Origin of the sequence: Sphingobium sp. MI1205 (assembly GCF_001563285.1) — a bacterium.
GTDB lineage: Bacteria > Pseudomonadota > Alphaproteobacteria > Sphingomonadales > Sphingomonadaceae > Sphingobium.
On record NZ_CP005188.1, the window covers coordinates 599,897 to 612,485 of the forward strand.

General features: G+C 62.6%; 12 protein-coding genes. 1 reads left to right on the forward strand and 11 read right to left on the reverse strand.

The features are described 5' to 3' along the window. Position 1 precedes the first annotated feature (1 nt). From K663_RS02965 to K663_RS03015, 11 genes are all read right to left on the reverse strand, one after another. On the reverse strand, positions 2-187 hold the full coding sequence (locus K663_RS02965) for a YbdD/YjiX family protein (protein ID WP_062113851.1): 186 nt from the start codon (positions 185-187) through the stop codon (positions 2-4). After that, positions 184-2,232 (reverse strand): carbon starvation CstA family protein, encoded by a 2,049-nt coding sequence (locus tag K663_RS02970; protein WP_062113853.1) that lies wholly within the window; start codon positions 2,230-2,232, stop codon positions 184-186. Before K663_RS02970 ends, K663_RS02965 begins: the two co-directional genes overlap by 4 nt. A gap of 54 nt (positions 2,233-2,286) precedes the next feature. Continuing rightward, on the reverse strand, positions 2,287-2,643 hold the full coding sequence (locus K663_RS02975) for a DoxX family protein (protein WP_062120204.1): 357 nt from the start codon (positions 2,641-2,643) through the stop codon (positions 2,287-2,289). A 95-nt stretch (positions 2,644-2,738) separates the two neighbouring features. Then, on the reverse strand, positions 2,739-3,386 hold the full coding sequence (gene yihA / locus K663_RS02980; protein WP_062113855.1) for a ribosome biogenesis GTP-binding protein YihA/YsxC: 648 nt from the start codon (positions 3,384-3,386) through the stop codon (positions 2,739-2,741). A gap of 95 nt (positions 3,387-3,481) precedes the next feature. After that, entirely contained in the window at positions 3,482-5,182 is a 1,701-nt protein-coding gene (yidC, locus tag K663_RS02985) for a membrane protein insertase YidC (RefSeq protein ID WP_062113856.1), read from the reverse strand. A gap of 36 nt (positions 5,183-5,218) precedes the next feature. After that, complete coding sequence (yidD, locus tag K663_RS02990) at positions 5,219-5,431, reverse strand: membrane protein insertion efficiency factor YidD (RefSeq protein WP_062113868.1); 213 nt, start codon at positions 5,429-5,431, stop codon at positions 5,219-5,221. Then, a complete protein-coding gene (rnpA, locus tag K663_RS02995) occupies positions 5,428-5,844 on the reverse strand; it encodes a ribonuclease P protein component (protein WP_062113871.1) in 417 nt (138 codons plus the stop codon). The genes yidD and rnpA overlap by 4 nt, the downstream gene beginning before the upstream one ends. A gap of 32 nt (positions 5,845-5,876) precedes the next feature. Continuing rightward, positions 5,877-6,011: a 50S ribosomal protein L34 gene (gene rpmH / locus K663_RS03000; RefSeq protein ID WP_062113878.1), complete on the reverse strand. Its 135-nt coding sequence runs from the start codon at positions 6,009-6,011 to the stop codon at positions 5,877-5,879. A 195-nt stretch (positions 6,012-6,206) separates the two neighbouring features. After that, positions 6,207-6,977 (reverse strand): DsbA family protein, encoded by a 771-nt coding sequence (locus tag K663_RS03005; protein ID WP_062113881.1) that lies wholly within the window; start codon positions 6,975-6,977, stop codon positions 6,207-6,209. Continuing rightward, positions 6,974-8,326 carry a M48 family metalloprotease gene (locus K663_RS03010; RefSeq protein ID WP_062120206.1) on the reverse strand — a complete coding sequence of 451 codons (1,353 nt, stop codon included), beginning with the start codon at positions 8,324-8,326 and terminating at the stop codon, positions 6,974-6,976. The genes K663_RS03005 and K663_RS03010 overlap by 4 nt, the downstream gene beginning before the upstream one ends. Before the next feature lie 150 nt (positions 8,327-8,476). After that, positions 8,477-11,137, reverse strand: a complete 2,661-nt coding sequence (locus K663_RS03015; RefSeq protein ID WP_235589497.1) for an Rne/Rng family ribonuclease — start codon at positions 11,135-11,137, stop codon at positions 8,477-8,479. A gap of 481 nt (positions 11,138-11,618) precedes the next feature. Here K663_RS03015 and K663_RS03020 point away from each other — a divergent pair, with 481 nt between their 5' ends. Further along, positions 11,619-12,545, forward strand: coding sequence for an N-acetylmuramoyl-L-alanine amidase family protein (locus K663_RS03020; protein WP_062113887.1), 927 nt, complete (start codon positions 11,619-11,621; stop codon positions 12,543-12,545). Positions 12,546-12,589 lie beyond the last annotated feature (44 nt).

Below are 12,589 nucleotides of genomic sequence, written 5' to 3' on the forward strand. Positions count from 1 at the left end.
GTCAGCAACATTTTCCACCATTCTTGCCGCCGTAGCGCGCCTCCTGCCGCTCGCGGAAGAATTGGGCGGGCGTCATAACTGGCTGTTCGGGATGGTGCGCGCGCATATGCCGCGCATAATTTTCATAATCCGGCACACCCACCATCATCCGTGCGGTTTGCCTGAGCTTGTCCAGCAGCCTTTTCATTCTGCGGCCACCAGCGGTCCGGGGATTTCGCGCGCCGTTGGCCCGTTTGTCCGCCGTGCGGCGATACATGTGCGGATGGTGAAGAAAAGCAGCGAGAGGACGACTGCTAGGAAGATCGCTACAAGCCCCGCATCCACCCGGTCATTAAAGACGATCTGCTGCATCTCCGCCATCGACCTGGCGGGGGCAAGCACCGTCCCCGCGCCAGCCGCCTCGCTGAATTTCGCGGCATGCGCCAGGAACCCGACTTTCACGTCGCTGGAAAACAGCTTCAGCAGCCCGGCCGACAGGGTGCAAACCAGCAGCCATACCGTCGGGATCATCGTCACCCACGCATAACGGTCCTGCTTCATCCGGAAGAGCACCGCCGTCGCCAGCATAAGCGCGATGGCCGCCAGCATCTGGTTGGAAATGCCGAACACGGGCCAGAGCGTGTTCACACCGCCCAGCGGATCGGTGACGCCCTGGTAGAGGAAGAAGCCCCAGGCTGCGACGGTCAGGCCAGTCGCAATCAGGCTGGGACCGATGCTCTTCGTCTCCTTGAAACCGGGGACGGCCAGCGCGATCAGATCCTGCAGCATGAAGCGGCCCGCCCGCGTCCCGGCATCCACGGCGGTCAGGATGAACAGTGCCTCGAACAGGATCGCGAAATGATACCAGAAAGCCTTCATCGCCGGGCCGCCGATGACATGGGAAAAGATTTCGGCCATGGCGACAGCCAGAGTCGGCGCGCCGCCCGCCCGCGAGATGATCGTATGCTCGCCAACATCCTTGGCGGTCTGGGTGATCAGGTCGGGCGTGATTGGAAAGCCCATCGCGGTCACCGCCGCCGCCGCGCTGGACGCGTCAGTGCCGATAACCGCCGCCGGGCTGTTCATCGTGAAATAGACGCCGGGGTCCAGGATCGACGCTCCCACCAGCGCCATGATGGCCACGAACGCCTCCATCAGCATCGCGCCATAGCCGATGATCGGGGCGTCGACTTCGCTCGCGATCAGCTTGGGCGTGGTGCCGCTGGCGATCAGGGCGTGGAAGCCGGATACCGCACCGCAGGCGATGGTAATGAACAGGAAGGGGAAGAGGCCGCCTGACCAGACCGGCCCATTGCCGTTCACGAATTGCGTTACCGCATGCATTTTCAACGGCGGAGCCATGATGACTATGCCGATGGCCAGTGCCGCGATCGCGCCGATCTTGAGGAAGGTGGACAGATAGTCGCGCGGCGCGAGCAGCAGCCATACCGGCAGCACCGAGGCGACCGCGCCATAGCCGACGAGTATCCAGCACAGTTGTAGCGGCGTGAAGGTGAATACAGGCCCCCAGACCGGCGAAAGCGCCACGCTCTGACCATAAACAATCGCTGCGAGCAGGCCGACAAGCCCAAGCAGGGATACCTCCCCGATCCGTCCCGGCCTGATCCAGCGGGTATAGGCGCCCATGAACATGGCGAGCGGCACGGTCGCCGCCACGGTGAACATGCCCCACGGGCTTTCGGCAAGAGCCTTCACGACGATCAGCGCTAGCACCGCAAGGATGATGACCATGATCATGAAGGCGCCGAAGAGCGCGATGGTCCCTGCCACCTGACCCATCTCCATGCGGATCAGTTCACCCAGCGACTTGCCGTCGCGCCGCATCGAGATTAACAGGATCATGAAGTCCTGCACCGCGCCTGCCAGCACGACGCCGGCGATGATCCAGATCGTGCCGGGCAGATAGCCCATCTGGGCGGCGAGCACCGGACCGACCAGCGGCCCCGCGCCCGCAATGGCGGCGAAATGATGGCCGAACAGCACCACCCGATCCGTCGCCACATAATCCAGGCCATCCGCCCGCCGGATCGCAGGCGTGGGCCGGGATGGATCCAACCGCATCACGGCGCGGCCGATGTAGAGCGCATAGTAGCGATAGGCGACCAGGAAACTGCTGACTGCGGCAACAACGATCCATAGTGCGTTCACCGCTTCGCCGCGCGACACAGCGACGACCGACAGCGACGTCGCGCCGACGATGGCGATCAATATCCATGGAATGTGCCGGGTCATCGCTCTCTCTGGGATTGTCATGGAAATTTGGCGATTACAGTAAGGCCGCGTCATTCAAAGACAATCACCCTTGTCGCATGCAATTGTCCTTCGCCTGAATGGCCAGTCGATCACGAGGGCAGCCCACAATGCCCACCAGATGATGACGGGCTGCAACAGCAGGCGCGGACCATGATACCACCAACCAAGATGTGCGCCGCCCAGAGGAATATCGTTGATCGCGTGGTTGATGTTGGCGGGCCACACGCACAGCGCATAGAGGGCGAGCCCGATGCCCGCCGATTGGCGGAGACGGGGAACATGCAGGCCGATCGCGCCCGCAATTTCTGCAACCCCGGTGAATGCAACCACCTGCTCCGGCCAGGGCACCCAATGCGGCGTGATGGCCAGGAAACCACCTGGGCGAGTCATATGAGCTACGCCTGCAATCAGATACAGCCCTGAAAGAAGCCAGCGCACCGCTGAGCGAAGGCGATGGTTTTCTGCCCTGACTGAAGCTTCGCCAATCACCCTTGGATGACGCTCTCCAGCACAGCCGCCCGCAGTTCGGGGATGCCCATGCCCTTTTCGCTGGACGTCGGGATAATATCAGGATGAGCGGCAGGACGTTTGCGGATGGCGTCACCGGTCGCCTGGATCACTTCGGCCAGATGGCTGGCTTTCACCTTATCCGCCTTGGTCAGCACGACGCGATAGCTTACCGCCGCAGCGTCGAGCATGTCGAAAATGTCCTTGTCAACGTCCTTTATGCCATGGCGGCTGTCGATCAGCACCAGGGTGCGCTTCAGCTTCGGCCGACCGCGCAGATAGTCGTTCACCAGAAAGCGCCATTTGCGAACCATATCCTTGGGCGCCTTGGCGTACCCATATCCGGGCATATCGACCAAACGAAAGCGCAGCGGATCTCCGACATCGAAGAAGTTCAGTTCCTGCGTCCGCCCTGGCGTGTTCGATGTCCGGGCCAGGCCATTGCGACCTGTCAGTGCATTGAGCAACGACGACTTGCCCACGTTGGAACGGCCTGCGAAGGCGACTTCATTGACCGACATGTCGGGCAGGAATTTGAGGTCCGGCGCGGATTTAAGAAAGGTGATCGGCCCGGCAAAGACCTTGCGCGCTTCCTCGATCAGGTCGGGATTGTCTTGCTCGGTCAAGGGTAACTCCGTTCGCCCGGCTTCTGCTTATAACCGTCATCCTGAAACCGGTTCAGGATGACGGGAATGATAATGGGCCGTCTTGCCGTGCGGCCCTATTTCGCTTCCACCGCGCTCAGCACGGGGTGGCGCTTGTACAGCCACCACTGCTGCAACATCGACAGGCAGTTGTTGGTGATCCAGTAAACCAGCAGACCCGCGGCAAAGGGCGCCATGATGAACATCATCATCCAGGGCATGATCGAAAAGATCTGCTGTTGCATCGGGTCCATCTGCGCCGGGTTCAGCTTGAACTGCAGCCACATGGAAATGCCCAGCAGCAGCGCCAGTACGCCGATCGCCAGGAAGGAAGGAGGCGTGAAAGGCAGCAGGCCGAACAGGTTCAGGATGTGCAGCGGATCGGGCGCCGAAAGATCCTTGATCCACAGGACGAACGGCTGATGCCGCATTTCGATCGTAAGCTGCAGCACCTTGTACAGGGCGAAGAAAATGGGGATCTGGATGAAGATGGGGAGGCAGCCGGCGAGCGGGTTTACCTTTTCCCGCTTGTACAGCTCCATCATCTCCTGCTGCAGTTTGGGCTTGTCGTCCTTATGCTTCTCTTGCAGCGCCTTCATCTTGGGCTGCACTGCGCGCATGGCGGCCATGCTGGCGAACTGGCGCTGGGCGACGGGGAACATGAGGGCTCGGACAACCAAGGTCAGGCAGATGATGGCGACGCCGAAATTGCCGATATGTTCGAACAACCAATGAAGCAGCGCGAAGATCGGCTTTTCGAACCAGTAGAACCAGCCCCAGTCGATCGCCCGGTCGAACAGCGGGATGCCGGCATCCTGATAAGCTTCCAGCGTCTTCACTTCCTTCGCGCCGACGAACAGGCGCGCGGTTTGCGTGAGGGCTTTGCCCGGTGCGAGCACGGTGGGCGCTACACTGTAGTCGGCCTGATACTGCGTGCCAGCGCCTTTGCGGAACTGGCCTTCAAAGGCTGTCTTCTGGTCGGGCACCAGGGCTGAAAGCCAATATTTGTCGGTGAAGCCAAGCCAGCCGCCGGTTGACTGGAAGCTTTGGGTCGAAGGGCCTTCATTCAGGTCGTCATAGTCCACGTCGTAATTGGCGGCGCCGTTGAAGACGCCCATCGGGCCAATATGAATGGTCCACGTATCAGGATCCTTGGACAGCGTGGAGCGGCTGACATAGCCGTAGCTCTTTACGGCGATCGCGCCGGTCCCGCTGTTCGACACCTTCTGCTGGGCCGTGATCATGTAGTTCTGATCGACCGAGAAGCGAATTTCGAAATTCTGTCCAGCGCCGTTGTTCCAGCGTAGCGTCAAGGGGCTGGTAGGAGTCAGCTCGGCCCCCTCCGCGGTCCAGACGGTGTTGGCATCGGGGACCTGCACGCCTTCGCCTTGCCAGCCGAAGCCCGCAAAGAAGGCATCCTGCGTCCCTGACGGGCTATAAAGGCGGATGGACGGCGAATTTTTCGCGATGGTTTCGCCATAGGTCGGCAGCACGATGTCGTCGATGCGCGCGCCCTTCAGGTTGATCGAGCCGGTCAGCTTGGGCGTGCGGATCGGTACGCGCGGGCTTTCCTTTAGTACCTGCGCGCGATCGCGAATCGCGGTGGGGCTGCCTGCGACCGGGCTGATGCCCTGCGATACGGGTGTGGTCTTGCCCCCTTCGATCTTTGTCGCGGGCGGATTGGCGGCGGGAAAGAAATGCTCGGCGATATAGGGCCAGCCAAACAGGATCGCCGCGGTCAGCAGCACCGCCAGAACAATATTCTTCTTGTCGTCCACGCTTGTCGGCTCCGCCGTCTCTTGTGAAAATTCGTGTCAGGGAACGGGGTCGTAGCCCGACCCGCCCCAAGGATGGCATCGCATTAGCCGCTTCGTGGCGAGCCAGCTACCCTTGACCGCACCATATTTACGAATGGCCTCGATCGCATATTGGGAGCAGGAAGGCGCATAGCGGCAACTGGGCGGCAGGATGCGCGAGGGGCCAACTTGCCAGAAGCGCGCTATAAGGATGAGCAGCCGGGCGATCACTGCCCGGATTCCTGGCCAGACCGTTCCGAAGCGGAAGATATGCCCTTCTTGCCTTTCGAGGAACGGCGCGGGCGATTGGGCGCGTCGCCCACCGGTCGGGTCATTACCTTGAGCAGCGCCTTTTCCAGTTCGGTGCGCAGCAGGGTGAAGTCGCGTTCTATCCCGCCTTCGCGCCCGATCAGCACATGATCGGCGCCGGGCACGCCGTGGACGGGCAACAATTCCCGTGCCAGAACGCGAAAACGGCGCTTCATCCGGTTGCGGATGACAGCGCCACCAATCTTTTTCGTGACCGTGATGCCATAGCGCATCGCCGGATTGCCGTCGGAGCGTTCGCGCACCAGCAGGACAAAACCCGGCATTGGCGCACGCCGCCCACGATTCGCCGCCAGAAAGTCGGCGCGCCTGCTCATAATGGCAGGCACGTTGTCCGACGGCGCGTCGTTCAGGCGCTCAGGCTCTTGCGACCGCGGGCGCGACGGGCGCGCAGCACATTGCGGCCACCGGGGGTCGCCATGCGGGCGCGGAAACCGTGACGGCGCTTCCGAACCAGATTGCTCGGTTGAAAGGTGCGCTTCATCGTTCATTCCTCAAAGCAAAACGTCAAAAATCTGGCGTGACAAAAAAGGGCCGCCGTTGGGCGACCGCATGTCAGGGGGCGTCCGATAGGCAAAAGACGGAGTCGAGTCAATGGGCGGGGTAGGGCGAAAGCCGATCAGACAGCGGTCGTTCGACGCATTTCGACTTCGTTCGTTCCGACAGTGCAGCAGGGCGCCTACTTCGCCCGCGCCGATGCAACTGCCTGCTTCAACGCGTCATAACCCACCGCGCCGTTCAGTACCTGATCGCCCACTATAAAAGTTGGGGTTCCTGAAGCGCGCAGCTTTTGGGCGAGGGCGATGTTGGACTGGATTTCCGTGTCATATTTCTTGCTCGCCATCGCCGCCTCGGCAGCCTGGCGATCTATTCCCACCTTGGCGGCGGCGGCCAGGATCGTCTCGCGCGTCACCTTGCCGCTGGCATAAAGCGCGCGGTGATAGGGCATATATTGCCCCTTTTCGGCCGCGAGCAGTGAAACCCTGGCCGCGTCGGCACTTTCGTCGGACAGGATCGGCAGTTCGCGATAGACGACCTTCAGTCCCTTGTCCTCGGCCACCAGCTTGGCAAGATCGGCCAGCGACGCACGGCAATAGCCGCAGGCATAGTCGAAAAACTCGACCAGCGTGACGTCGCCATTCGCCGCGCCTTCCCAGGCTCCCGCATAGGGGGTTTCGATCGCCTTGCGGCTTTCGCCGATGCCGTCCGCAACCCGCTTGGCCTGAAGCCGTTCGACCGCTTCGGGAATGATTTCGGGGTGTTCCAATATATAGTCGCGCACGATCTTCTCGATCGCGGCCTTGTCCCCCACGGCCACGCTGCCAGTGCTTTGCATGCCAAGGGCGGCGCCCGTGGCGGTGGCTGCGATAAAGGCAAGCGCGCCAATCGTCATCTGGATCGTCCTGTTCGAAAGTGCCGAGCGAAAGCCGGGCCGAGTGGTATCGGTCATCTTTTCTTCCGCTTCTGTTCAACGGCCGCGCGTGAAACCATCGCGATATCCTGTGCCCGCAGATAGTCAACCGTTCCTGGCTTCAATCCCTGCATGGCGGCGTCGGCGCTGCGCAACGCCATCTGATTGTCACCCATCAGCGCATAGCGTTCGGCGGTAGCCAGCGCCGCGCGGGGGGTGTCGCCGCGCCGCGCATAGACGACGCCCAGTTGATACCAGGCAAAGGGATTTTCCCTGTCGCGCGCGACTGCATTGCGCAGCACCTGTTCGGCTTCGGCGAAATTCTGGCTATCCTCGGTCGCGATCAGCGCGTGACCCAGCATCGTTGCGATCAGTGGCTGGCGGGTCAACTGCACCGCCTCACGCAGCGGCGGGATGGCGTCGGCGGGCCTGCCGCTTTCCAGGAGCACCTGACCCTTGAGTTCCAAAAAATAGGGATCGTGGGGGTGAGCAGCGAGCAGCGCGTTCACTTCGCTTATCGCCTTATCCGGATAGGCGCTCTTGTGCCACGCATAGGCGCGCGCATAATGAGCCGGGATCGATTGGTCGCTTTCCGGGTATTTCCGCAATGTTTGCGTCGGTTCCGAAACGAAGCCGACAAGCTTTGCCTTGATGCGCTCGAACCGGGCTTCCAGCTTCGGGTCTATCGGTTTGTCCCAGGAAGGATCGACCGTATAGACCTCACGCAGCACGTTGATCCGTTCGCCGGACAGCGGGTGGGTGCGGCCGTAGCTGTCGTCCTGCGGAATGGCGAGCCGATATTCCTGATTTTGCAGCTTCTTGAAGAATTCCAGGCTGCCCTTGCCCGACACGCCTGCCTGGCTGAGATAACGTGCCCCTGCAAGGTCGGCCGAACTTTCCTGCGCGCGGGAGAAGGCAAGATATTTGCCCATCGCCGCTTGTTGGCCCATGCCCAATATGCCCATGCCTGCTTCGGCCCCGCCCGCCGCGATCGCCGCCGCACCCAGCACCAGGCTTAACAGGGTGATGCCGGTCGCCTCTTTCATCCCCTCGGCGGAGCGGATGATATGGCCGCCTTCGATATGGCCCAGTTCATGCGCAACCACACCCTGCAACTGGTTGACATTGTCTGCTGCGGCGATCAGGCCGCTATGCAGCCACACATATTGGCCGCCCGCGACAAAGGCGTTGATCTCGCGATCGTTGAGGACGAACACTTGCACGTTGCGCGGTTCCATGCCCGCCGCGCTGACCAGCGGCGCGGACATGTCGGCCATGAAGGCCTCGGTTTCGGCGTCGCGCAGGATTTGCTGCGCCTCTGCCGGTCGTGCCAGCATCGATAGCCCGGCCACCGCGATGGCCAAGGCATGAAGCCATCGACCCTTCATGAGCGGCCAACGGAAATATGGGCGCCAACACGCATGCCCGAAAGCCGATGGCAGCAGCCCCATGAACCGCGGGTGAAGCGAGAACGCCGCCGCAGTCCGGTGGAGACCGGCAGGGCGACGGCGTTGCTCATAGGAACGAAATAGTCCCTGTTACTGGCCGAAGGTGCGCTGCCACCAGCCACGGCGCGGTGCGCCTTCGTCATCGGTCTGCGCATCGGCGGCATCCGCGTTATCCAGCGCGTTGCCGATGTCGTTCGCGCTGACCGGTTCGGCATCCGTCGCGACCTGAGCCGTGACAGGCTCCGCGATCGAAGGCGCTTCTGCCGCTTCCTGCGCCAGCGCATCGGCCTTCTTGCGGCGGGTGCGCTTGGGCTTGGCTGGTGCTTCCGCTTCTGCTTCCACGCTCGGAGGCGCTTCGGCAGGAGCCTCGGCCGCCACATCGGCTTTCTTGCGACGGGTGCGCTTGGGCTTGGCGGGCGCTTCCTCTGCCGGTGTCTCGGCTATGGCTTCGACTGCCTCGACTTCGACGGGCTCGGCTGGAGCGTCGACGACTTCCTTGGCCTTCCGAGCGCGAGGACGGCGGCGCGTCTTGGGTGCTTCTTCCTCGGCGGGCGCTTCCGGCGTCGCGTCTACCGCTGCTTCAGCGACCTCCTCGACTACGACAGTGTCGGTCGTGGCCTCTGCGGGTTCAGCAGCCGCATCCTCGGCCACGCCTTCACCGCCTTCACGGCGGCGGCGTCCGCCACGGCGGCCACGGCGGCCACGGCGGCGAGCGCCTTCCTCGCCTTCATCACTGGCCTCGACATGTTCCTGCTCCGCGTCGTCGCTGACCGATGCGCTTTCCTCTTCAGCCTCGCCTTCGACGTCGGACGCAGCCTCCGTCTCGCCCTCGGCGCGATGCTCGTCACGCTGTCCCCCCCGGCGGCGGCGGCGGCGGCGGCGGCGGCGGCCGCCTTCGCGGTCCTCACCCCGATCGCCTCGTTCTTCGCGTTCGGCGGCTTCGACTTCTTCGATCTCTTCTTCTTCCAGTTCCTCGACGATATCAACGTCGTCGTCTTCCTCGACAAGCGGAGCATAGCTCACCACCCGTTCCGGACGCGGACCGCTGGCTTCGACCGACATGCGCGCGCCCTCGACCTCGCCATCGGGCAGGATTTCGATGCGGACGCCATAGCGCTGCTCGATTTCATCCAGCTCGGCGCGCTTGTTGTTGAGGACATAGAAGGCCGCCTCCTGGCTTGCGCGCAGCGTGACCAGGCTGCCCCGGCCTCGCGCGGCTTCCTCTTCCAGCATGCGTAGCGCGCTCAGCCCCGCCGACGAAGCGGTGCGGACCAGGCCCGTGCCTTCGCAATGCGGACATTGGCGGGTCGATGCTTCCAGCACGCCGGTGCGCAGGCGCTGGCGGCTCATTTCCATGAGGCCGAATCCGGAGATGCGACCGACCTGAATGCGGGCGCGATCGTCCTTCAACGCCTCCTTCATCGCCTTCTCGACCTTACGGATGTTGGAGTTCATCTCCATGTCGATGAAGTCGATGACGACCAGGCCCGCCATGTCGCGCAGGCGCAACTGACGCGCGATTTCGCGCGCGGCCTCCAGATTCGTGGCGACGGCGGTCTGCTCGATGCCATGTTCGCGGGTGGAACGGCCCGAGTTGATGTCGATGGACACCAGCGCTTCGGTCGGGTTGATGACCAGATAGCCGCCGGATTTCAGCTGGACGACCGGGTTGTACATCGCCGCCAGTTGTTCCTCGACGCCCGCGCGCTGGAACAGCGACACCGCGTCTGCATATTGCTGCACGCGCCGCGCATGGCTCGGCATCAGCAGCTTCATGAAATCCTTGGCCGCGCGATAGCCTTCCTCGCCCTCGACGATGACCTCGTCGATATCCTTGTTATAGATATCGCGGATCGCGCGCTTGATAAGATCGCTGTCATTGTGGATCAGCGCGGGGGCAGCCGACTTCAGCGTATTTTCGCGGATCTCGTCCCACAGCCGGGCAAGATAGTCGAAGTCGCGCTTGATTTCAGGCTTGGTGCGCTGGAGTCCGGCGGTGCGGACGATGCAGCCCATCGACGAAGGCAGGGCCATCTCCGCGACGATCGTCTTCAGCCGCTTGCGGTCGGCGGCGTTGGAAATCTTGCGCGAAATACCGCCGCCATGCGACGTGTTGGGCATCAGCACGCAATAACGGCCAGCCAGCGAAAGATAGGTGGTCAGCGCAGCGCCCTTGTTGCCGCGTTCTTCCTTGACCACCTGAACCAGCAGCACCTGGCGGCGCTTGATGACGTCCTGAATCTTGTAGCGGCGGCGAAGCGCCATGCGCTTGCGACGCAGCTCGTCGGCGGCGTCGTCGCCACCGCGCTTGCGGCGACCGGGCTTGTCTCCACCCTCGCTGCTTTCCGCAGCTTCGCCTTCCTCTTCCTCATGATGCGTCGCTTCGACGACTTCTACGCCATCCTCGCCATGATGATCGTCATCATCATCATAGTCGGCGCGCAAAGCGGCCTCTTCTTCTGCGTGCGCGCGCTCTTCGCGCAGCAGCGCCTCGCGGTCTTCGCGCGGGATCTGATAATAGTCGGGGTGAATTTCGCTGAAGGCGAGGAAGCCGTGGCGATTGCCGCCATAATCGACGAACGCCGCCTGAAGCGATGGTTCTACGCGGGTAACCTTGGCGAGATAGATATTGCCCTTGAGCTGTTTGTGCTCGGCGGACTCGAAATCAAATTCCTCGATTCGATTGCCCTTGACGACCGCGACCCGGGTTTCTTCCCGGTGGCGCGCATCGATCAGCATACGCATTGTCATGTATAAGTCTCCGGCGATGACGGCCTGCGGCGCTCGGCCGGGCTGTCACGCGATAGTGAAGGGACGAGTGCAGTCGCGCCGCCAGCGGCGCGGGTGTTGCTATCGTCCGGTTTGACAGGAAAAACTGCGCTTCTGCTGCATTGGCAGGGCCGGGCAAACCGCCGGTCCGCTCCATCCACGCCGCATCGCCCGGGACCGGGCTCAGCGTCGAATGGAAATCATGCCTCATGCAGCGTCAACCTGTTCGTAGCATCGGGTCCAGGCGGCTGGCGCCCGCCGATGCTGTCGTGAAAGCTCCTGAAAAGAGCCGCGCCGACATGGGCGTTTCTTTCAGGAATGTGAATGGGTAGCAGTCAAAGGCCACCCTAGCAACGTCCCGCACAAAATTGTTTCGTCGGCGGTGGACGTTCCCCAGTCACCTTCCAATCGCAAAACATGGTGAAGTAAAGGTTAAGGCCTGCCCGTCGCCCGTTGGCAAGAAATGGGGTGGACGGCCGGGGGGGGGGCGGGGCACAAGCGCGCCATGCTTCACGCTCTTGCCCTGGCAGGCGCTCTCTTCACCGGCCCGATCGCGACGGCGCGCGTCGCCTTTGACGCGCCTGCCGCCATGGCGGCGCGGCCCGTGAAGCGATGGCACAGCATTACCGTGCCGATTCCGCCTGTCGCGCGGGGCCTGTCGTTGCCGCGTGTCGAAGGGCCTGCCGATGCTTCACGACCGCTGGTAGTTATCGACGCCGGGCATGGCGGGCACGATCCGGGCGCCATCAACGCGCGGACGGGGCAGCGTGAAAAGGACCTGACCTTGGCGATCGCCCAGGCCATCCGCGACCAGCTGTTGAAGTCGGGGCGCGTGCGGGTCGCGCTGACGCGGGATGACGATCACTTCCTGGTGCTGCAGGAACGCTATGGCGTTGCGCGTCAGTTGAACGCGGATCTGTTCCTGTCGGTCCATGCCGATTCGGCTGCAAATGAAGATGCGCGCGGCGCTACCGTCTACACCCTCTCGGAAGTGGCGTCGGATCGGGAGGCGGCGCGGCTGGCGGCTCGGGAGAACAGGGCGGACATATTGAACGGCGTCAATCTGGGCGCGCAGCGGGATGACGTATCCTCGATACTCATCGATTTGACGCAGCGCGAAACCATGAAGGAATCAGCGAATTTCGCGGCATTGTTGAAGCGGGAGGCGTCTGCCTACATGGACTTTCGCAGTGCCTTTCACCGCTATGCCTCACTCATGGTTTTGAAAGCGCCCGATACGCCTTCGGTCCTGTTCGAGACCGGCTACCTCAGCAATGACGAGGATGCTGCCTTCCTGGCGTCCCGCGCTGGCCAGGCGAGCATCGCCAAGGGCGTGGCGCGGGCGATCGAGGTGTATCTGGCCCTCAGGCTCGCTTCGCGCGGCAACTGATCGGGCAGCGTCCGGTCGATCCGCACTGGCGCTGTCTGCATTTT

Bases quoted from the DNA above. Each gene is read 5' to 3' on its own strand.
- K663_RS02965 (WP_062113851.1), bottom strand. From the start codon at position 187: ATGAAAAGGCTGCTGGACAAGCTCAGGCAAACCGCACGGATGATGGTG.
- K663_RS02970 (WP_062113853.1), bottom strand. From the start codon at position 2,232: ATGACCCGGCACATTCCATGGATATTGATCGCCATCGTCGGCGCGACG.
- K663_RS02975 (WP_062120204.1), bottom strand. From the start codon at position 2,643: ATGACTCGCCCAGGTGGTTTCCTGGCCATCACGCCGCATTGGGTGCCC.
- rnpA (WP_062113871.1), bottom strand. From the start codon at position 5,844: ATGAGCAGGCGCGCCGACTTTCTGGCGGCGAATCGTGGGCGGCGTGCG.
- rpmH (WP_062113878.1), bottom strand. From the start codon at position 6,011: ATGAAGCGCACCTTTCAACCGAGCAATCTGGTTCGGAAGCGCCGTCAC.
- K663_RS03005 (WP_062113881.1), bottom strand. From the start codon at position 6,977: ATGACCGATACCACTCGGCCCGGCTTTCGCTCGGCACTTTCGAACAGG.
- K663_RS03010 (WP_062120206.1), bottom strand. From the start codon at position 8,326: ATGAAGGGTCGATGGCTTCATGCCTTGGCCATCGCGGTGGCCGGGCTA.
- K663_RS03015 (WP_235589497.1), bottom strand. From the start codon at position 11,137: ATGACAATGCGTATGCTGATCGATGCGCGCCACCGGGAAGAAACCCGG.
- K663_RS03020 (WP_062113887.1), top strand. From the start codon at position 11,619: ATGGGGTGGACGGCCGGGGGGGGGGCGGGGCACAAGCGCGCCATGCTT.